Annotated in this window: 17 protein-coding genes; 7 read left to right on the top strand and 10 right to left on the bottom strand. The window is 62.0% G+C overall.

Going from position 1 to position 18,910, the window contains the following annotated elements; translation table 11 throughout:
- Window position 1: 1 nt before the first annotated feature.
- Window positions 2-2,209: an RNA degradosome polyphosphate kinase gene (locus tag CPA56_RS02175; protein ID WP_407645634.1), complete on the bottom strand. Its 2,208-nt coding sequence runs from the start codon at window positions 2,207-2,209 to the stop codon at window positions 2-4.
- Between the two features lie 167 nt (window positions 2,210-2,376).
- Window positions 2,377-3,096: a DnaA/Hda family protein gene (locus CPA56_RS02170; protein ID WP_182040382.1), complete on the bottom strand. Its 720-nt coding sequence runs from the start codon at window positions 3,094-3,096 to the stop codon at window positions 2,377-2,379.
- A 155-nt stretch (window positions 3,097-3,251) separates the two neighbouring features.
- Between CPA56_RS02170 and purM the strand changes: the two genes are divergently transcribed.
- Together purM and purN are read left to right on the top strand one after the other, a co-directional pair.
- Complete coding sequence (gene purM / locus CPA56_RS02165) at window positions 3,252-4,310, top strand: phosphoribosylformylglycinamidine cyclo-ligase (RefSeq protein ID WP_182040588.1); 1,059 nt, start codon at window positions 3,252-3,254, stop codon at window positions 4,308-4,310.
- Window positions 4,311-4,317: 7 nt separating this feature from the next.
- Complete coding sequence (gene purN, locus CPA56_RS02160; protein WP_182040381.1) at window positions 4,318-4,908, top strand: phosphoribosylglycinamide formyltransferase; 591 nt, start codon at window positions 4,318-4,320, stop codon at window positions 4,906-4,908.
- Between the two features lie 96 nt (window positions 4,909-5,004).
- On the opposite strand, the gene ndk is transcribed toward purN, so the two are convergent.
- Window positions 5,005-5,427: a nucleoside-diphosphate kinase gene (gene ndk / locus CPA56_RS02155; protein WP_043560494.1), complete on the bottom strand. Its 423-nt coding sequence runs from the start codon at window positions 5,425-5,427 to the stop codon at window positions 5,005-5,007.
- A 112-nt stretch (window positions 5,428-5,539) separates the two neighbouring features.
- Here ndk and CPA56_RS02150 point away from each other — a divergent pair, with 112 nt between their 5' ends.
- Together CPA56_RS02150 and CPA56_RS02145 are read left to right on the top strand one after the other, a co-directional pair.
- Entirely contained in the window at window positions 5,540-7,456 is a 1,917-nt protein-coding gene (locus CPA56_RS02150; protein ID WP_182040380.1) for an ABC-F family ATP-binding cassette domain-containing protein, read from the top strand.
- Window positions 7,457-7,523: 67 nt separating this feature from the next.
- Window positions 7,524-8,729 (top strand): AI-2E family transporter, encoded by a 1,206-nt coding sequence (locus CPA56_RS02145; protein ID WP_182040379.1) that lies wholly within the window; start codon window positions 7,524-7,526, stop codon window positions 8,727-8,729.
- Window positions 8,730-8,748: 19 nt separating this feature from the next.
- Here the strand turns inward: CPA56_RS02145 and CPA56_RS02140 are convergent, their stop codons facing one another.
- From CPA56_RS02140 to CPA56_RS02125, 4 genes are all read right to left on the bottom strand, one after another.
- Window positions 8,749-9,159: a hypothetical protein gene (locus CPA56_RS02140; RefSeq protein ID WP_182040378.1), complete on the bottom strand. Its 411-nt coding sequence runs from the start codon at window positions 9,157-9,159 to the stop codon at window positions 8,749-8,751.
- Entirely contained in the window at window positions 9,143-10,297 is a 1,155-nt protein-coding gene (locus CPA56_RS02135) for a DegT/DnrJ/EryC1/StrS family aminotransferase (RefSeq protein WP_182040377.1), read from the bottom strand. The genes CPA56_RS02140 and CPA56_RS02135 overlap by 17 nt, the downstream gene beginning before the upstream one ends.
- Before the next feature lie 4 nt (window positions 10,298-10,301).
- On the bottom strand, window positions 10,302-10,703 hold the full coding sequence (locus CPA56_RS02130) for a MarR family transcriptional regulator (RefSeq protein ID WP_182040376.1): 402 nt from the start codon (window positions 10,701-10,703) through the stop codon (window positions 10,302-10,304).
- A gap of 241 nt (window positions 10,704-10,944) precedes the next feature.
- Window positions 10,945-12,351 carry a leucyl aminopeptidase family protein gene (locus CPA56_RS02125; protein WP_182040375.1) on the bottom strand — a complete coding sequence of 469 codons (1,407 nt, stop codon included), beginning with the start codon at window positions 12,349-12,351 and terminating at the stop codon, window positions 10,945-10,947.
- A gap of 99 nt (window positions 12,352-12,450) precedes the next feature.
- Here CPA56_RS02125 and CPA56_RS02120 point away from each other — a divergent pair, with 99 nt between their 5' ends.
- The 3 genes from CPA56_RS02120 to fdxA all read left to right on the top strand — a co-directional run bounded on the left by CPA56_RS02120 (window position 12,451) and on the right by fdxA (window position 15,776).
- Window positions 12,451-15,057 carry a helicase-related protein gene (locus tag CPA56_RS02120; protein WP_229707279.1) on the top strand — a complete coding sequence of 869 codons (2,607 nt, stop codon included), beginning with the start codon at window positions 12,451-12,453 and terminating at the stop codon, window positions 15,055-15,057.
- On the top strand, window positions 15,054-15,341 hold the full coding sequence (locus CPA56_RS02115) for an RNA-binding S4 domain-containing protein (RefSeq protein WP_195805073.1): 288 nt from the start codon (window positions 15,054-15,056) through the stop codon (window positions 15,339-15,341). Before CPA56_RS02120 ends, CPA56_RS02115 begins: the two co-directional genes overlap by 4 nt.
- 102 nt (window positions 15,342-15,443) lie before the next feature.
- On the top strand, window positions 15,444-15,776 hold the full coding sequence (gene fdxA, locus CPA56_RS02110; protein WP_043561359.1) for a ferredoxin FdxA: 333 nt from the start codon (window positions 15,444-15,446) through the stop codon (window positions 15,774-15,776).
- A 156-nt stretch (window positions 15,777-15,932) separates the two neighbouring features.
- Here the strand turns inward: fdxA and cyoD are convergent, their stop codons facing one another.
- Genes cyoD through CPA56_RS02095 form a run of 3 tightly spaced genes read right to left on the bottom strand, consistent with a single transcriptional unit; the run spans window position 15,933 to window position 18,901 of the window.
- On the bottom strand, window positions 15,933-16,271 hold the full coding sequence (gene cyoD, locus CPA56_RS02105; protein WP_182040374.1) for a cytochrome o ubiquinol oxidase subunit IV: 339 nt from the start codon (window positions 16,269-16,271) through the stop codon (window positions 15,933-15,935).
- A complete protein-coding gene (cyoC, locus tag CPA56_RS02100; RefSeq protein ID WP_182040373.1) occupies window positions 16,271-16,885 on the bottom strand; it encodes a cytochrome o ubiquinol oxidase subunit III in 615 nt (204 codons plus the stop codon). Before cyoC ends, cyoD begins: the two co-directional genes overlap by 1 nt.
- An 18-nt stretch (window positions 16,886-16,903) precedes the next feature.
- Complete coding sequence (locus CPA56_RS02095; protein ID WP_182040372.1) at window positions 16,904-18,901, bottom strand: cbb3-type cytochrome c oxidase subunit I; 1,998 nt, start codon at window positions 18,899-18,901, stop codon at window positions 16,904-16,906.
- Between the last annotated feature and the right edge of the window lie 9 nt (window positions 18,902-18,910).

Raw genomic sequence — 18,910 nt, 5'->3', positions numbered from 1 at the left:
CTTATGCCTCCTTCACGGGCCTTTCCCCTTTCTGGGCGTCCGGCTCATGAATCGCCGGAAGGTCTGCGGGGTCCGGCTGGGGAGTCACCGGAGCTTCTGCCTCTTTATCTGAAGAGGACGCTTTTTCCATGAAATAATTGTGGGCGGAAAGCGGACTGGGGCCAGGTTCAACACGTTTCCAGCCGCCATCGGGCTGCATTTCCCAGCTCTGCAACGTGTCGCTGACATTCACCACCATGATCTCCCCGAGGATGCGGTCATAGGCTTCCTCGTCAAGGATGGGCACCATCGCCTCGATGCGCCGGTCCATGTTCCGTTTCATCCAGTCGGCCGAGGCGATGAACAGCCTTGCATGACCGGACGGCAGCGCATGGCCGTTGCCGAAGGCGAAGACGCGGGCATGTTCCAGATACCGCCCCACGATGGACCGCACCTCAATCCCTTCGGAGAGGCCCGGAACGCCGGGACGCAGGCTGCACATGCCACGCACCACGATGGTGATCTTCACGCCCGCCTGTGATGCCTCATAGAGCAGGTCAATCAGCTTCCGGTCCACAAGGCTGTTCATTTTCAGCCATATCTGGCCGGGACGCCCGGCACGGACATGGTCCATCTCCGCCCGCACCAGTTTTTCCAGTGTCGGCCGGATGGTGAGCGGCGAGAAGGCCACGGCCTGAAGCTCCGGCACAGCCGCCCCCGTGATACAGTTGAAGAGACGGGCCGAATCCTCAACCAGCACGGGATTGCAGGTGAAGTAGGAAATGTCCGTGTAAATCCTGGCCGTGCCGGGATGATAGTTCCCCGTGCCATAATGGGCGTAGGACTGGAGATGGTCTCCCTCCCGCCTCACGACGAGGATCATCTTGGCGTGGGTCTTGTAGGCGGCAAGCCCGTATACCACCTGCACGCCCCTGGTCTCCAGGGTACGGGCCAGACGGATGTTGGCCTCCTCGTCAAAACGGGCACGCAGCTCGACCTCGACCGTGACGGACTTCCCGGCCTCGACGGCCTCGATCAGGGCATCGACGATCGGGCTGTCATGCGATGTCCGGTAAATGGACTGCTTGATAGACAGGACATCCGGGTCCCGTGCCGCCTGCTGGAGGAAGTGGACGACCGTGTCAAAACTTTCATAGGGATGATGGACGACCAGGTCCTTCTCCCGGATCGTGGCGAAATAGTCTCCGTCATGCTGCAGGACACGCTGGGGAATGCTGGCCTGATACGGCCTGAAGAGCAGCTCGGGCCTGTCGGAAATGATGAGCTGCTTCACGTCCCCCACCCCGACCATCGTGGAGAGATGGACGACCTCATCCTTGGCCACACCCAGCTTGCGGAGAAGATACTTGGGCAGGTGGCCGTCAACCTCCAGATGGACGCAGACGCCACGGCGGCGTTCCTTCACGGCCTTCTCAAAACTGTTCAGCAGGTCCTCGGCCTCTTCCTCAAGCTCGGCGTCGAGGTCCCGGACGAGGCGCAGGACGCTGACACGGGTAGCGTGCATCCCCGGATAGAGCTTTTTCGCAAACCGGGAGATGACATCCTCCAGCATCACGAAGCGGATTTCCTCATCCCTGTCCGGCAGACGGATGAAACGGGGCAGCTGCTGCGGCAGGACCACCAGACCATCCATGACATGATGATGAGTCTTCGGCTCCTTGAGGTGCAGGACCAGAGCCTGCCCGCCACTGAAGATGAAAGGCAGGGGATGGGTCGGGTTCAGTGTCAGGGGCGTCAGGACGGGGAAAAGCTGCTCCCTGAAATAGGTGGCCAGCCAGTCCTGGTCATGGTGGTGAAGGTCTTCGACATCCTTCACCAGAATGTTCTGCCCTTCCAGCTCGGCCAGCATGGCCTGCCATATCCGCTGCTGCTCCTGCTGGAGATGCCTGGCCTGCCGCCGCACCGTCTCAAGCTGCTGGGCCGGGGTCAGGCCATCAGGGCTTTTCTTGCAGCTCCCTTCCTTCAGCTGGTCCACCAGACCGGCCACCCGGACGGCATAGAACTCATCCATGTTGCCGGCACTGATGGACAGGAAGCGCAGCCGCTCCAGCAGCGGCGTTTCCGGATTCTCGGCCTCATCCAGAACACGCTGGTTGAAGTCCAGCCAGCCAAGTTCCCGGTTTATGAAACGGGCGGGGTGTTTCTGCTTCGCTCCGCTCGCCATCGTCGTCTCGGTGAACGTCACGTCATCTATTGTGGGCACGATAATCTCCTTCCCCCGCTGGTCCGCAGGACAATGCCGGCTCATTATCTTCCTGATAAGACATCCCTTCCGTCAACATGACAATTCTTGTCTAGGAATTTCAGCCCTGCACCCGGTGAATGAGAATCATGCTGGACAGGCTACCACGGCAGGGGCCGCCTCATGAACGGCCATCATTCCTCCTCACCGAGCAGAGGCCCCAGCACGTCCACGGCCAGTGTCCGGTTGATGGACGTGCCCCTTTTCATGGCGGCCTCATCCAGTTTCCGCACCGCCTGCACGAGGGCTGCACCCGTCCGGGGCAGACGCCGCCAGAGCCAGTCCGTGACGGACTGGGACACGACCAGCTGCCGTTCTGCCAGAAGGGAAAGCAGAAGGGTGGCCCGCAGCTCATCCTCCGGTTCCTCCAGACCGGCCGTCACCGTCGCCCTCAGTCGACTCGCAAGGTCCGGTATCCGAAAGGCCCGACGGGCCGGAGGGTGGCGGGCAGCCATCAGCACGCGCCGTCCGGCCGCATGGGCACGGTTGAGCAGATGAAGCAGGGCGACCTCATCCGTCAGCCCCTCGAGATGGTCGATGACGAAAGGGGCCGAACCCGGCCCCAGTGCCTGCCCGTCCACCATGAGGGCACCATCCCCGTCACAGGCAAGGGCTGCGGCCTCGAAATGCACGGCCTCCGTCTGTTCCGCCCAGACATGCAGAAGGTGGCTCTTGCCCGTTCCCGAAGGACCCCAGACCCAGAGCCGCCCTTCCGGCCAGCGGGGCCGGGCCAGCCAGGCCCTTGCCGAGGCATTGGAAGACCCTGCTATGAAGCGTTCGGCCGAAAAAGGGCGGTCCTGCTGCAGGTCCAGTGCCAGCTGTGCCCGTGTGCCTGTCATCTCTGCCTCATCCATCCTCCCGGTCCTGTCCGGCCCCCGCTTCCACGACGGGACGGGACCGCATCATTCTTTCACGATCGCTGAATGATTTGACCAGCCCGCTCATTCCGTCTTCAGGCAGGATGCTCTATAAAGGCACCAGCATCAACCAGCAGGGACATCATACCCCCATGACCAAGACACCTTCCTCCCCCAGTGCCAGTTACGCCGCAGCCGGTGTGGACATCGAAGCCGGAGATGCCCTGGTCGATGCCATCAAGCCTGCGGCCAAGGCTACGGCACGCCCCGGTGTCATGGGCGGGCTGGGAGGGTTTGGTGCCCTGTTCGACCCCAGGGCAGCCGGTCTGAAGGACCCCGTGCTCGTCAGCTGCACGGATGGTGTAGGCACGAAGCTCCTGCTCGCCATCGAAAGCGGCCTGCATGATGAGATCGGCATCGATCTCGTGGCCATGTGCGTCAATGACCTGATCGTGCAGGGTGCCCAGCCGCTCTTCTTCCTAGACTACATGGCAACGGGCAGCCTTTCCGTCTCCGTGGCGGAACGGATCATCAAGGGCATTGCCAATGCCTGCAAGGAAAGCGGCTGCGCCTTGGTGGGAGGTGAAACGGCCGAAATGCCGGGCCTCTATGGCAAGGGCCATTACGACCTTGCAGGCTTCAGCGTCGGTGCCGTGGAACGTGATGCCATGCTGCCCGCCACCATCCATGAAGGCGACAGCCTGATCGCCCTGCCATCCTCCGGTGTCCATTCCAACGGTTTCTCCCTCGTCCGCCACATCGTGGATGCCTCCGGCCTGAGCTGGAAAGACCCTGCCCCCTTCTCCCCGAAGCAGACGCTGGCCGAAGCCTTCCTGACGCCCACACGCCTCTATGTCAGCACCGTCCTTGCCCTGCATGAGAAGAAGCTGATCAATGGCTGCGCCCATATCACCGGTGGCGGCCTGCCCGGGAACCTGCCCCGTGTCCTGCCTGAAGGGCTGGGTGTGGAAGTGGACGGGCAGAGCTGGCCGATCCCCGGCATTTTCTCATGGCTTGCCGAACAGGGACCTGTCAGCGAGGATGAAATGCTGAAGGTCTTCAACTGCGGCATCGGCATGGTACTGGTCACCAGCGAGCCGGAGAAGGTCATGGCAGAGCTGGAACAGCGTGATGAAGAAGCCATGCTGATTGGCCGTGTCGTCCGCAGCAGCACGCCGTTCCGCCTCACCTCCCCGCTGAATCTGGGCTAAGGAACCAATGGTGAAGAAGACCCCCATCGCCGTTTTCATCAGCGGTCGTGGCAGCAACATGGTCGCCCTGATAGAAGCCTGCGCCCGGCCGGACTTTCCTGCCGAGATCGTTCTTGTCCTCAGCAACCGGGCCGATGCGGCTGGGCTGGAAACGGCCAGCAGGGCCGGGATAAAAACGCTCTGCATCCCCCACAGGGAATACGGCAAGGATCGTGAGGCCCATGAACGGGCACTGGATGAGACCGTCCGGGCCTCCGGTGCGGAACTGATCTGCCTTGCAGGCTACATGCGGGTGCTGACCCCTTGGCTTGTCCAGCAGTGGCAGGGCCGCATGATCAACATCCATCCCAGCCTGCTGCCCGCCTTCCCCGGCCTGCATACGCATGAGGCCGCCCTGAAGGCCGGAGCCAGGGAACATGGCTGTACCATCCACCTCGTGACGGATGGTGTGGATGAAGGCCCCATTCTGGCCCAGGCCCATGTCCCCGTCCTGCCCGGTGATGATGCGGACACTCTGGCAGCCCGTGTTCTGGAGCAGGAACACCGCCTCTATCCGGAAACACTGCGCCGGTTCATCGAGGGACGCCAGATTTCCTGAACAGAATCCACCAGCTGGATACAGAAAAGGGAGCCGTCTCCGGCTCCCTTTCTTATAGGGGCCGATGCCCCATGCCGCTCTCCATTCAGAGAGGGATCAGGGCAGGATTTCCGTCTCGGCAAAGAAGAAGGAAATCTCACGCTTTGCATTCTCGAGGCTGTCAGAGCCATGAACGGAATTCTCGCCAATGCTCTGGGCATAAAGCTTGCGGACGGTTCCCTCTGCGGCTTCGGCCGGGTTGGTGGCACCCATCACGTCACGATGGTGGGCAACGGCATTCTCGCCTTCCAGAACCTGCACGACCACCGGAGCGGAGCACATGAAGGACACCAGCTCACCAAAGAAGGGGCGGTCCTTGTGGACTTCGTAGAAAGCACCAGCCTGCTTCTCGGTCAGCTGGATGCGCTTCTGGGCCACGATGCGCAGGCCTGCATTCTCGAATACAGTATTCACCTTGCCGGTCAGGTTGCGGCGTGTGGCATCAGGCTTGATGATGGACAGTGTACGTTCCAGAGCCATAAGACCCTCCTCAGTAATAGACGTCTATAATCAGCCTCCCCTAGAGGAAAAAACCTGTTTCTGGTAGTGTTCGGGCTATCTTTTTTCGTATTTTCATCGTCCGAGGGCCTGCGTGAGTCTGCTTTCCATTACCGATCTTACCTTGCGCATCGCAGGCCGTACCCTGCTCGACCAGGCCTCCCTCACCATCGAACCCGGGCGGCGCATCGGACTGATCGGTCATAACGGGGCAGGAAAATCCACCCTTCTGGCCGCCATTGCCGGTGACATCGCCCCTGATGGCGGCAGCATCACCCTTTCCGGCCGTGCCACGATGGGCCGGGTGAAGCAGGAGACACCCTCCGGCCACCTCTCTCTTCTGGACACGGTCCTGAACAGCCATGAGGAACGCACCCGCCTTCTGGCAGAGGCCGACAGCACGACAGACTCGACCCGTCTGGCGGACGTACATGAACGCCTGCTCGCCATCGATGCCCACAGTGCGCCAGCCCGGGCCAGCACCATCCTTGCGGGTCTGGGGTTCGATCAGGCGGCGCAGCAGCGTCCCGTCAATGATTTCTCGGGCGGATGGCGGATGCGTGTGGTGCTGGCCAGTGCGCTCTTTCTGGCTCCAGACCTCCTGCTGCTGGACGAGCCGACGAACCATCTGGACATCGAGGCCACGCTCTGGCTGGAGAACTGGCTGGCCCGCTTCCCCGGTGCGGCCCTGATCGTCAGCCATGACCGTGCGCTGCTGGACAACAGCGTGCAGGCCATCGCCCATCTGGACCAGAAGAAGCTCTCCCTCACCCCCGGCGGCTATGAACGCTTCGTGCAGATACGCACTGAACAGAGGCTCCAGCAGAACCGGCAGGCCGAGAAGCTGGCGGACCAGCGGGCGAAGATGGAGGCCTTCGTGGCCCGCTTCCGGGCCAAGGCCACGAAAGCCAAGCAGGCCCAGTCCCGCCTGAAGGCTCTGGCCCGCCTCCCGCAGATTGATTCGGTGGTGGAGGATACCCCCACCCGTTTCTCCTTCCCGGCCCCCGGTGCCCTGCCACCCCCCATGCTGAAACTGGATGACGTGTCTGTCGGCTATGGTGCAACGGCCATCCTGCGCCGCCTCTCTCTCCGGCTGGACAGTGAGGACAGGATCGCCCTGCTGGGGCGCAACGGGCACGGCAAATCCACCTTCGCCAAACTTCTGGCAGGGCAGCTTTCTCCCATGTCCGGCGAGGTGCAGGCCTCCTCCCGCCTGCGGGTCGGCTATTTCGCCCAGCATCAGACGGATGAGCTGGTTCTGGATGAAACACCCGTGCAGCACATGGCCCGTACGCTGAAGGAGGCCACCCCGCCACAGGTCCGTGCCCAGCTGGCCCGTTTCGGGCTGGATGCCGAACGGGCGGAAACACCTGTCAGCAGCCTCTCCGGTGGCGAGAAGGCCCGCCTGCTTCTGGCTCTGGCCACCCGCCACGCTCCCCATCTGCTGCTACTGGACGAACCGACCAACCATCTGGACCTTGATGCCCGTGATGCGCTCATCCGTGCCCTCGGTGAGTTTGAAGGGGCCGTTATTCTCATCAGTCATGACAGCCATCTGGTGGAATCCGTCGCCGACCAGCTCTGGATTGCCGAAAACGGGACGATCACGCCCTTTGACGGCGACATGGACGACTACCGCACATGGCTGGACGAACGGGCCAGACAGGCCACGCAGGAGAACCAGCGTCAGGTGGCCCGGTCCCGGAAAGACACGGACGACGACACCCCGCAGCCGGACAGGAACCAGCAGCGTGCCCAGCGCAAGAAACAGACCCGCCAGCTCGCTCCACTCCGCCGCAAAATCCGTGACCTGGAAACACGGCTGGAACGGCTGGAAAAAGCCAAGGCACAGCTTGAGGCCAAACTGGCCGACCCGGACCTCTACCAGTCCAGCCGGGCCGAGGACATCGCCACACTGAACAGCGATCTCGCCCTCGTCAGCCAGAAACAGGAAGAAACGGAAATGCACTGGCTGGAGGCACAGGATGAACTTGAAAACACCGTAAATTGACCGCAGGCAGAATAACCCACATTATCCTTCCACACTTCAGCCGCCTCTTACAGGACCCGCCCAGCCGATGTCTTTCTTCTTCAGCCGTCCTCCCGTTCCTGTAGCCCAGCAGACACCCGCCAGTGCACTGGACCGCATCTACGGCATCATGCGCCTGACGCTCTGCCTCTCACTCATCATGCTGGCCGTCTGGCTGCTGGGTGAGGTGCTGGCCGTCCTGTTTGCCGCCGCCCTGATGGCCATCGTCCTGCACGGGCTGGCCCGCATCCTGCGCCGCCACATGCAGTTCATCCCCTATCCGGTAGCCGTCAGCCTCGTGGCCCTCTGCATCATCGGCCTCATCACCGCTCTTGTCTGGAGCAATGGTCCCGCCATCGGCGAGCAGTTCATCAGCCTAAAGAACGCTCTGGTCGTCCAGTCTGGTGACATACGCTACCACCTCTCCCAGACCACCATCGGACAGATGGTGCTGGACCATCTCCCCGTCTCACTGGGCGGGAATGACAGGACCACGCCCCTCAGCAGCTTCGGCTTCGGCATCGCCGGGTCCGTAACCGGACTTCTGGGCAGTGCCTTCGGGCTGGTCGGCACGCTTTTCGTCGTGCTGATCTCCGCCTTCTATTTCGCCGTGTCGCCTTCCCTGTACATCAACGGCTTCCTGCGCCTCGTGCCGCCCTACCAGCGGGAATCAGCCCGTGACCTCCTCTACAGCGCAGGCAACACCCTCTGGGCCTGGACGGCAGGACAGGCACTGGACATGCTGGCCGTCGGCCTTTTCTCCGGCATCGGCCTGTATCTGATCGGCATTCCGCTGGCACTGGCCCTCGGGGTCGTGGCCGGGCTATGCAACTTCATCCCCTATATCGGGGCCATTCTGGGGGCCGTGCCCGCCCTGCTCATCAGCCTTTCCCTTGGCACGAGGGAGGCCCTCTTCGTCGCCATCCTCTACAGCGTCATCCAGTTCTGTGAGGGGAACATCCTGGCTCCCCTCATCCAGCGGCGGGCCGTCCACATGCCGCCCGCACTGGCCATCCTGTCCCAGAGCGTCTTCGGGTCCATCCTCGGGGTGCCGGGGCTTGTCCTGGCCTCCCCCATCACGGCAGCCCTTCTGGCGATGTTCGACAAGGCCACCCAACCCCTGGCCGACGCCACCAAGACACAGCTGGAGACCAGCGAGCTGACGCATCAGGAAATCGCCAAAAACAGGCAGGAGAAAATGGCCGCCGCCAAAAAGGAAGAGGAAGAGCTGGACCCTTCCTCAAAGAAAAAATGAGACCAGCTTCCCGGACCGCCTAGTCCGGCAGGTGGAGCGTGCCCCGTTCGAAGGAACGCATCCGGTACGCTCCGCCCGTTCTGGTCTGGATGCCCACCACGTCGGCACCATGCCGGAAATGCCACGTTGACAGGATGATGGCCCGTCCATCCGTACTGGTGAGCTGATAGACAGCCTCAGCCGGAACATCCTTGGGAGGAATCTCACCGGCGATGCCCCAGCCCGTCTGATGCTGATGCAGCCACTGGTTCATGGCGGCAATCTCATCCGCCATCAGGTTGCGCTCGTCTCCGGCCTCATGCACGGTTCCACGGGTGACATCCGGCAGGTTCCACGGGCGCAGGATGGGCCAGGCCACCGTCCATATCAGCACCACCGGGACGATCACGGCGACTGCGAAAACCAGAAGAAGCTTATTGTTGCGTGTCACCCTGTTCCTCCGCCCACTGATCAATCACCGCCAGGACCCGCCCGACAGCCTCATCCGAAAGATCGGCATGAATCGGCAGGGCCAGCACCTGCCCTCCTACCGTCTCAGCCACAGGCAGGGCAACACCATCATGCCGTGCCTGATAGGCGGGCTGCTCATGAAGAGGCTTCGGATAATAGATGGCCGTGGCAACGTTGGCCCCGGACAGACAGTCACGCAGACTGTCACGCAGGGCACGGGATGGCAGGGTCACACAATAGACAGCCCAAGCACTCCGGCTGTCCGGTACCCGGGCGGGAGGACGGACCAGAGATGGCAGACCGGCATCATAGGCCCGGGCCACGGCCTCACGCCGCTTCAGCTCATCATCAAAGACGTCCATCTTGGCGAGCAGGACGGCCGCCTGAAGGCTGTCCAGCCGGGCATTAAGGCCTATGCGCCGGACCTCGTATCTCTGCCGCCCCTCGCCGTGGCTCCTCAGGGAACGATACAGGGCGGCCCTGTCATCATCATCCGTCAGGATGGCCCCGCCATCCCCGTAACAGCCCAGAGGTTTGGACGGGAAAAAGGACAGCGTGGTCGCCCTCGCCTCATGCCCCAGCCTGCGCCCCCTGTAGGAGGCTCCGAATGACTGGGCGCAGTCCGCAATCAGGAAAAGTCCTTCCCGGCTGGCAAGACCATTCAGCTCATCCCACGGGGCCGGCTGCCCGAACAGGTCCACCCCGATGATGGCCTTCGGCTCCAGCCGACCGGCCCGCCGGACATCCGCCAGACGCTGCTCCAGTGACGGCAGGCTGATCTGAAAGGTCCGGGCATCCACATCCACGAACACCGGCGTCGCCCCCAACAGAAGGACGACCTCCGCCGTGGCCGTGTAGGTGAAGGCAGGCAGGAAGACCGCCATCCCAGGGCCGACATCCTCGGCCATGAGCACGGCCAGCAGGGCATCCGTCCCGGAGGACACGCCAATGGCATGTCGTGCCCCGCCATACCGGGCAAGCCGTTCTTCCAGCTCCTCAATCTCAGGCCCCATCACGAAGCGGCAATGGGTCAGCACCCTGTCCAGACGCTCCCGCAGGCCGGAACCGAGGCGTGCCTGCTGGGCGGCCAGATCAAGGAAAGGGACAGGCTCAGGCAAGAGGTCAGCCAGCCCGACGGGTCTGGAACGAGGCCACGGAAGACAGCACCGGGGCACGGACGACAATGTCGTCACCACAGGCCTCTTCCATCACGCCACGCAGACCCCGCAGATAGGCCGATCCCTTCAGCGTACGCTGGACGAGGATGGAACGGCGGTCCAGCGGGTCCACCTTGCGGCGGGCCAGGTCCAGCTCGCTCAGCCGGTCCAGCGCACGGGTGATGGCCGGTTTGGACACGTTGAGCGACTGGGCAAGCCCCCGCACCGTATGCGCCCCGTCCTCCAGATAGCAGCTCAGGAACACAGCCAGCTGACGGGCCGACAGGTCCGGCCCCTCGCCACGCACCGTGGAAACGATCGTATCACGCAGCAGCTGAAGCATGCGGTTATCAGCATTCCGACTCATAATTAAGGCCTCGTCGCTTCCAGTTTCAGGTTCCAGTCCCATTTTTCGACCTCTCATGCCCGCTGACACGGCATGAGGTCACGCTCTCATGGGAATGGCTCGATTACCCGACCAGTTTGTGACGTTTTTGCATCGAAATGACAAGCACCCTCAGTGCAGGTCTGCCATTCCAAAACCTGTTTTTCGCTGCGTTCAGCAGGAAAAACAGGTGGCTACGGGCCTCATTACAAATTGTTTCTTTTCAGAAACTTTCCGAGAACGCACGGAAAAGTGCCCTCAGGGCCAGCACCTCCCCACCTGCGGGGCGACCGGGCCGGGCCGTGTCATTCCACGCATAGGTGTCCACATGCGCCCATGTCTGCCCTTCCGGAACGAAACGCTGGAGGAACAGGGCCGCCGTGATCGCCCCGGCCATCGGGCGGGATGACAGGTTGTTGCAGTCCGCAATGGAGCTGTCCATCCAGCCGTCATAATCGGCCCAGAGCGGCAGCTGCCAGAGCGGGTCGTGAGCTTCCCTGCCAGAGGCCAGGATATGCTCCGCCAGCTCCTCGTCATTGCTGAAAAGGGCGGGCAGATCAGGCCCCAGAGCCACACGGGCGGCTCCTGTCAACGTCGCCGCATCCAGCAGGACGTCAGGCTGGCTCTCGGCAGCCTCTGCCAGAAGGTCTGCCAGAACGAGACGGCCTTCCGCATCCGTGTTGCCCACCTCGACACGCAGCCCCCTGCGGGTTGTCAGCACGTCTCCCGGGCGCATGGCATGGCCGGAGACGCTGTTCTCCACACAGCCGAGGCGGATTTCCAGCGCAATGTCGGTTCCGGCATCCAGCAGGGCACAGGCCAGTGCCAGCATCAGGGCGGCCCCGCCCATGTCCTTCTTCATCTTTGCCATGGAGGAGCCGGGCTTGATGTCATACCCGCCCGTATCGAAGCAGACGCCCTTTCCCACGAGGGACAGGCGGGGAGCATCCTTGCTCCGGCCGTCCCGACGGCCGATCACGACCACGGCCGGCCTGTCCGACCCGGCACCCACCGCCGCCAGACAGGGATAGGCTTTCTCAAGAGCCTCACCTTCCACCAGCTCAACCGCAACCTTCCGCTCCTCCAGCATCCTGCGGGCGGCGGCGGCCAGCTCCGCCGGTCCCATGAGATTAGCGGGCGTGTTGATGAGGTCCCGCCCCAGCCAGGCGGCCCGGGCCAGAATCCGGGCCTCTTTCCCGAGACTGGCCGGGATGCAGAGTTGCGGCCCCGTCTTCCGGTCTTTGCTTCCCTCGTGCTTCAGTGAATGGTCATAGGCCCCAAGGCAGAACCCCAAAACCAGCTCCTCCAGCAGGGCGTCGTGAGCGGCTTCCTCCTGCCCTTCGGGCTGCGGCTGCCAGCATCCTTCCTTCAGATGGGCAGGCAGGACACCATAAGGCATGGGGCCTCGCCCTTCCTCCACGCAGAACACGGCCCCGACCACACCGGAGCCACCCGGCAGGAAGGTGAACTGCCCCGCACGCCCCTCGAAACCCTGCCGCCGCAGGAACGCCTCATGCTCTCCCAACAGGCAGGCAAGGGTCGCCTCATCACCCACCTTCACCAGATGGAGAGGCAGAACCACCCCACCATCGCCAGAGGTACAGAGGGGCAAAAACGGAGCGTCAGACATATGGATACCGTCCCATCATCCAGAGCGTGACTCTGGCCTTCCTGAAAAACTGCATGGAATGTCTTGCTTTTATCCGATTCAGGCAAGATCATTCCAGTCATGACGGGACCACATCCATCCTTTGCCCCGACCGCCTCCCAGCCAACGGGGATGATCCATGCCGTACTCGGCCCCACCAACACCGGCAAGACCCATTACGCCCTAACCCGCATGATGGCGCACCAGAGCGGCATCATCGGCTTTCCCCTCCGCCTGCTGGCACGGGAGAATTACGAATGCCTCGTGAAGCTGAAGGGCGAACGCCATGTCGCCCTGCTGACGGGAGAGGAAAAAATCATCCCGCCGGGGGCCCGCTGGTTCTCCTGCACGGTGGAGGCCATGCCGCTGGACCGGAAGGTGGATTTTGTCGGCATTGACGAGATACAGCTCGCCGCAGACCCGGACCGTGGCCACATCTTCACCGACCGGCTCCTCCATGCCCGTGGCAGGGGAGAAACGCTCTTTCTGGGGGCCGAGACCATCCGGGGGCTGCTCCGGCAGCTGGTTCCCGGCATCACGATCGAGACCCGGGAACGTCTCTCCCGGCTGACGAACATCGGGCCGGTCAATCTCACCCGCCTGCCACCACGCTCGGCCATCGTGGCCTTCTCCGCCACGGAGGTATATGCCATTGCCGAGGCCATCCGGCAGAAACGGGGTGGCTGTGCCATCATCATGGGCCGTCTCAGCCCCCGTACCCGCAATGCCCAGGTCGCCCTCTACCAGAACCGGGACGTGGACTATCTCGTGGCCACCGATGCCATCGGGATGGGGCTGAACATGGATGTGGACCATGTCGCCCTCGCCGCCCTGCACAAGTTTGACGGCCAGAACTCCCGTGCCCTCACGCCGCAGGAAGTCGCCCAGATCACCGGTCGGGCTGGCCGGGGCATGAGAGACGGCACCTTCGGCACGACGGCCTCCTGCCCGCCCATGAGCCAGCAGCTCGTCAAGGCAGTAGAAGACCATGAGTTCGAGGCCATCAAGGCCGTCTACTGGCGGCAGACGGCTCTGGATTACACCTCGCCCGAGACGCTCCTCAGCAGCCTGATGCGCAAGCCTCCCCGCCCCGGCCTGATCACCGGACGCACGGCCTCCGATCTGGATGTCCTGACCGGCCTCATGCAGATGGACGACATCCGGGAGGTGGCCCGTGGACATAAGGCAACGGAACTGCTCTGGGATGTCTGCCAGATTCCGGACTTCCGCAAGCTGGGCGACGGCAGCCACACACGCCTCTGCGCCCGCCTGTTCCTTGACCTCCTGAAACATCGCCGCATTCCTCCAGCGTGGATGGAAGGCCAGCTGAGAGGGCTAGACAGGCTGGATGGCGACATGGACACGCTGATGCACCGGCTCTCCGGCGTGCGGGTCTGCGCCTATGTGGCTGCCCGAACGGGCTGGATGCACCAGAGCCGCCAGTGGCAGGAACGCTGCCGTGCCGTGGAGGACCGCCTCTCCGACACGCTGCATGAACGGCTGAAGGAACGCTTCGTCAACAGGCGGGCCACCGCCCTGCTCCGCCGTCCTGAACCCGGGGCGGCCTCCGAGGCTCTCCATGCCGTCACACCCCAGAACCGCATCATCGTGGAAGGGCACGAGGTCGGGCAGATCGTGGGCTTCACCATGCAGATCGACACACCCGCCGACAGTCGGGAAGGCGACCTGCTGCGCCGGGCGGGCAGGCGTGCCCTGCGGCAGGCCATGCCCGCCCGGATACGCCATTTCCTCACACAGGACATCAGCCGGTTCACCCTGACCGATGACAGGCAGATTCACTGGGAAGGTGCCCCCATTGCCACCCTCGTGCGGGGCGATGACCTGTTTCACCCCTTCATCCAGCTTCTGCCCGGTGAGTTTCAGGACAACCACCAGAGCCGACAGGTACAGACCCATCTTCAGGCCCTGATGACGGAGCGGATCAGCAGCATTCTGGAATTCTTTTTCCGTCTGGAAGACAAGCTGCAGGACAGTCCCACCCTGCGTGGCCTCTATTACCGCCTGCGGGAGGATGGCGGCACCACCCCTACCCTGCCCGAAGACCGCACCCTCACCCCTGCCGAGAGAAAACGCCTGCACCGCAGCGGGGTTCGCATCGGCTGGCGGCAGATATACTGCCCGCAGCTTTTCCGCGCGACCTGCCTGCCGATGATGGTCCTGCTCCACAACATCTGGCATGACCGCCAGCAGGCCACACCCAATGCCGCCCGCATCTGTCTCACAAGCGATGGCCATCCCATCCCCCCGCCGGGCTGGGAAAAGGCCGGCCCCGTGCATGTCCGTCTGGACAGGCTGGATGCCCTGCTCTCCACCCTTCGCCCTCATGGCAGGCAGCCCGGCCGCAATATCATGGCTCCCGACACACTGGCTTCATCCCTCGGGATAAAGGCGGCCCTGCTGCCCGCCCTGCTCAAGAGCCTGAACATTCCCCATCATGCGCCGCAGCCGCTTTCGGCCGGGCAGTATAGCGTCGCCTCGCCCCTCATCATTCTGGGTCGGACGGGCCGCAGGGACACACGGCCTTCCGGCCGCCAGAAAGGCACGGAACGACTCAGGAACCGGCAAAAGAAACCATCTGAGGGCCGCAGGGAGCAGAAAGCCGCCCGGAAGCAGGCCGACTCACCATTCGCCGCCCTCCAGAACTGGTCATCTGGCAGATCATCATGATGGACGGACAGCGGCTTGATCTCTGGCTCTATTACACCCGCCTGGCCAAAACCCGTGGCCTGTGTGCCGCCTTCATCCGCAAGGGGCGGGTTCGCATCAACGGGCAGCGGACCCACAAGACCCATGCCCGCCTCCGGCCGGGAGACATCGTCAGCTTCGCCTCTCCCCACCGTCAGGGAGAGGTATGCATATGGCGTGTCATGCAGCTGGGAGAGCGGCGAGGCCCTGCCAGAGAGGCTGCTCTCCTTTATGAACGGATCGAGGAAAAGACGGCCAATTTCTGACAATAGGCTTGCAAAAGGCCCTCCGCTTTCGGCATATCAGTGCTGGAATCTTTGAAATGGGCCGTTTGGCTGGCCTGCAACACCAAACCGGAGACGGCAATAATGGCCTATGTGGTCACAGAAAACTGTGTTCGCTGCAAGTTCATGGACTGTGTGGAAGTCTGCCCCGTTGACTGCTTCTACGCCGGTGAGAACTTCCTCGTCATCAATCCTGATGAATGCATTGACTGCGGCGTGTGCGAGCCTGAATGTCCGGCAGAAGCCATCTTCCCCGACAGTGATGCCCGTGCCGCCGACTGGATGGAGATCAATGCCAAATACTCCGCCATCTGGCCGAACATGAGCCAGAAAGGCACGCCCCCGGCCGACCGTGAGGAATGGAACGGGAAGGAAGGCAAGCGTGAGATGCTCTCCGAAGAGCCGCACAAGGACTGACCAGCCTTTTCCCTTCCGATGAACGAATGAACCCTGAAGGTGCTGCCTTCAGGGTTTTTCTTTGCCTGCACTGCTGAAGTGACAGGCAGCCATGAAAAAACCGGTGGAGGTCTCCCCCCACCGGTTCCTCCATGTCACAGACATGATGACGGGCTGTCAGCCGGGCATCATGTTTGCCTGAGCATCCCAGAGGACGAACAGGTAACCAGCGATCACGATCAGGACCATCAGGGCCGTCACGAGGAACGCTGCCAGATTCTGACGCTGCGAGTCACTCTTCACCCCCATGTGGAGGAAGAAGACCAGATGGACAACCATCTGGACCGCTGCCAGCACACCGAGAACGGCAATCGTCTGCCAGAAGGAGAAGGCCTTGCTGAGGACGGCGGCGAAGGACGCCACCGTCAGGACCACGGCCAGAACGAACCCTACGATATAGGAGACGTAAGACCCGTGATTCTCACCTTCGTGCGATGTCGTATGATTTCCGCTCATTAGACAACACTCCCCAGGTAGACGAAGGAAAAGACGCAGATCCAGACGATGTCAAGGAAATGCCAGAACAGGCTCAGGCATGTCAGTTTCGTCTGCATCCGGGTGCTCAGTCCCTGCTTGCCCATGATCTGGAAGAACAGGACCAGCATCCAGATCAGACCGATCGTGACGTGCAGTCCATGCGTCCCCACCAGCGTGAAGAAAGAAGACAGGAAGGCGGACCTGTCCGGACCTGCGCCACGGGCCACAAGTTCGTGGAACTCGTTGATCTCAAGAGCGACAAAGGACACGCCGAGCAGGAAGGTCAGCAGAAGCCAGCCCAGCACGGCACCCTTGTTCTTCTTGTGGGCGTTGATGGAAGCAAAGCCGTAGGTGATGGAAGAGAAGAGCAGGATGGCTGTTTCGATCTCAACATTCTTGATGTCGAACAGCTCCTTGCCCGTCGGCCCACCAGCGAAGTGATGGCAGAGTGTAGCAAAGACGGCAAACAGCGTGCCGAAAATGATACAGTCCGTCATCAGGTAGATCCAGAAACCGAAGATCGTGGTTTCCTGCTGATGGTGCTCATGCTCATCGTGATGAGCAGAGGGCGCATGAGTTGCGTCGTAAGACATGGTGTTCATCGCCTCCCTTTACTCTGCTGCCTTGGCAGCGGCAAGCCGCCGGGCAAAAGCTTCTTCATCAGCGCGGATCTCTTCCACCGTCACGTAGAAATCAACATCGAGGTTCGCACTGCGGTGAACCACGGTGAAGAAAGCCACGACCAGCCCCACGATGACGGCCCACCAGATGTGCCAGACCAGCGCAAAGCCGATGAGCAGCCCGCAGGCACCCAGGACGGGACCGACGGCCGAGTATTTCGGCATGTGGATCGGCTCCAGATCGGCGACCGGTGCCGGACGGCCCAGCTCCTTCTCGATGTGGAACGTGTCCAGGCCACGGACGACCGGCAGACGTGCGAAGTTGTAGTGCGGTACCGGAGACGGAATGGACCACTCCAGCGTACGACCGGAACCCCAGTTGTCACCCGTGAGATCCAGCGCATCCGGCTTCTTGTTGACGGCGTCAAACGCTGCGAGGACGAACTGGATGAGCTGGCAGGCCACACCGGCAGCCAGAACGAACACGCCCACGCAGGCCACGAGCAGCCAGGGATGCCAGTTCGGGTTGTCATAGTGGTTCATGCGACGGGTCATGCCCTCCAGACCGACAGCATAGAGCGGGATGAAGGAGAGGTAAAAACCGACGAACCAGAAGCGGAACGCCCATTTGCCCCAGACATCACGCATCTTGAAGCCGAAAGCCTTCGGGAACCAGTAGCTCAGACCGGCCACGTAGCCGAAGAACACACCACCGATGATGACGTTGTGGAAGTGGGCCACCAGGAACAGGGAGTTGTGTACGACCCAGTCCGCTGCCGGCATGGCCATCATCACGCCCGTCATGCCACCGATGGAGAAGGTGATCATGAAGCCGACGATCCAATGCATCGGACCTTCGAAACGGATACGCCCTTTGTACATGGTGAACAGCCAGTTGAAGATCTTCACACCCGTCGGCACGGCGATGAACATCGTCATGATGCCGAAGAAGGTGTTCACGTCCGCACCGGAACCCATCGTGAAGAAGTGATGCACCCACACGAGGCTGCCCAGGAAGGTGATGATACCCGTTGCGATGACCATCGTGGCGTAACCGAAGAGCGGCTTGCCGGAGAAGGTCGCCGCAATTTCGGAGAACACACCGAAGGCAGGCAGGATGAGGATGTAAACTTCCGGATGACCCCAGGACCAGATCAGGTTCAGGTAGAGCATGACGCTACCGCCACCATCATTGGTGAAGAAGTGCATCCCGACATAACGGTCCAGAGCCAGCAGAGCCATGGAGACCGTCAGGACCGGGAAGGTCGTCAGGATCATGATGCAGGCGAAGAAGGCCGTCCATGTGAAGACGGGGATGTGCATCCACTTCATGCCGGGGGCACGCAGCTTGATGATCGTCGTCAGGAAGTTCATTCCCGTCAGCAGCGTACCGATACCGGAGATCTGCACCGACCAGATGTAGTAATCCACACCGACGCCGGGGTTGAACTGCAGTTCGGAGATCGGCGGATAGCCGAGCCAACCGACATTGGAGAACTCACCAATGAAGAGGGAGATGTTGATGAGGATGGCACTGACGAGCGTCATGTAGAAGCTGATCGAGTTGATCAGCGGGAACGCGACGTCGCGTGCACCAATCTGCAGTGGCACCACGAAGTTGAACAGGGCCTGCATCATCACCATGGCCATGAAGAAGATCATGATCGTACCATGGGCCGAGAAGACCTGGTCATAATGGTGCGGCGGCAGGTAACCGGGGTTTCCTGCGTAGGCAAGGGCAAGCTGTGTTCGCATCATCAGCGCATCGGCAAAGCCACGCACGAGCATGACCAGGCCAAGGATGACGTACATGATGGCGAGTTTCTTATGGTCGACGGTGGTCAGCCACTCGCGCCACAGGTAACCCCATTTTTTGAAATAGGTGACCGCCGCAAGCACGGCGATCCCGATCACGGCCACACCGATGAACGTACCGACAAGGATCGGCACATCATACGGTATGGCTGAAAGGGTAAGTTTTCCGAGCATCTTTAGATC

Source organism: Bombella mellum, assembly GCF_014048465.1.
GTDB lineage: Bacteria > Pseudomonadota > Alphaproteobacteria > Acetobacterales > Acetobacteraceae > Bombella > Bombella mellum.
Note: the sequence above shows the minus strand (reverse complement) of the source record. Positions and strands in the feature narration are given on the sequence as shown.

Bases quoted from the DNA above. Each gene is read 5' to 3' on its own strand.
- CPA56_RS02170 (WP_182040382.1), bottom strand. From the start codon at position 3,096: ATGGATGAGGCAGAGATGACAGGCACACGGGCACAGCTGGCACTGGAC.
- purM (WP_182040588.1), top strand. From the start codon at position 3,252: ATGACCAAGACACCTTCCTCCCCCAGTGCCAGTTACGCCGCAGCCGGT.
- purN (WP_182040381.1), top strand. From the start codon at position 4,318: ATGGTGAAGAAGACCCCCATCGCCGTTTTCATCAGCGGTCGTGGCAGC.
- ndk (WP_043560494.1), bottom strand. From the start codon at position 5,427: ATGGCTCTGGAACGTACACTGTCCATCATCAAGCCTGATGCCACACGC.
- CPA56_RS02145 (WP_182040379.1), top strand. From the start codon at position 7,524: ATGTCTTTCTTCTTCAGCCGTCCTCCCGTTCCTGTAGCCCAGCAGACA.
- CPA56_RS02130 (WP_182040376.1), bottom strand. From the start codon at position 10,703: ATGAGTCGGAATGCTGATAACCGCATGCTTCAGCTGCTGCGTGATACG.
- CPA56_RS02125 (WP_182040375.1), bottom strand. From the start codon at position 12,351: ATGTCTGACGCTCCGTTTTTGCCCCTCTGTACCTCTGGCGATGGTGGG.
- CPA56_RS02120 (WP_229707279.1), top strand. From the start codon at position 12,451: ATGACGGGACCACATCCATCCTTTGCCCCGACCGCCTCCCAGCCAACG.
- CPA56_RS02115 (WP_195805073.1), top strand. From the start codon at position 15,054: ATGATGGACGGACAGCGGCTTGATCTCTGGCTCTATTACACCCGCCTG.
- fdxA (WP_043561359.1), top strand. From the start codon at position 15,444: ATGGCCTATGTGGTCACAGAAAACTGTGTTCGCTGCAAGTTCATGGAC.
- cyoD (WP_182040374.1), bottom strand. From the start codon at position 16,271: ATGAGCGGAAATCATACGACATCGCACGAAGGTGAGAATCACGGGTCT.
- cyoC (WP_182040373.1), bottom strand. From the start codon at position 16,885: ATGTCTTACGACGCAACTCATGCGCCCTCTGCTCATCACGATGAGCAT.
- CPA56_RS02095 (WP_182040372.1), bottom strand. From the start codon at position 18,901: ATGCTCGGAAAACTTACCCTTTCAGCCATACCGTATGATGTGCCGATC.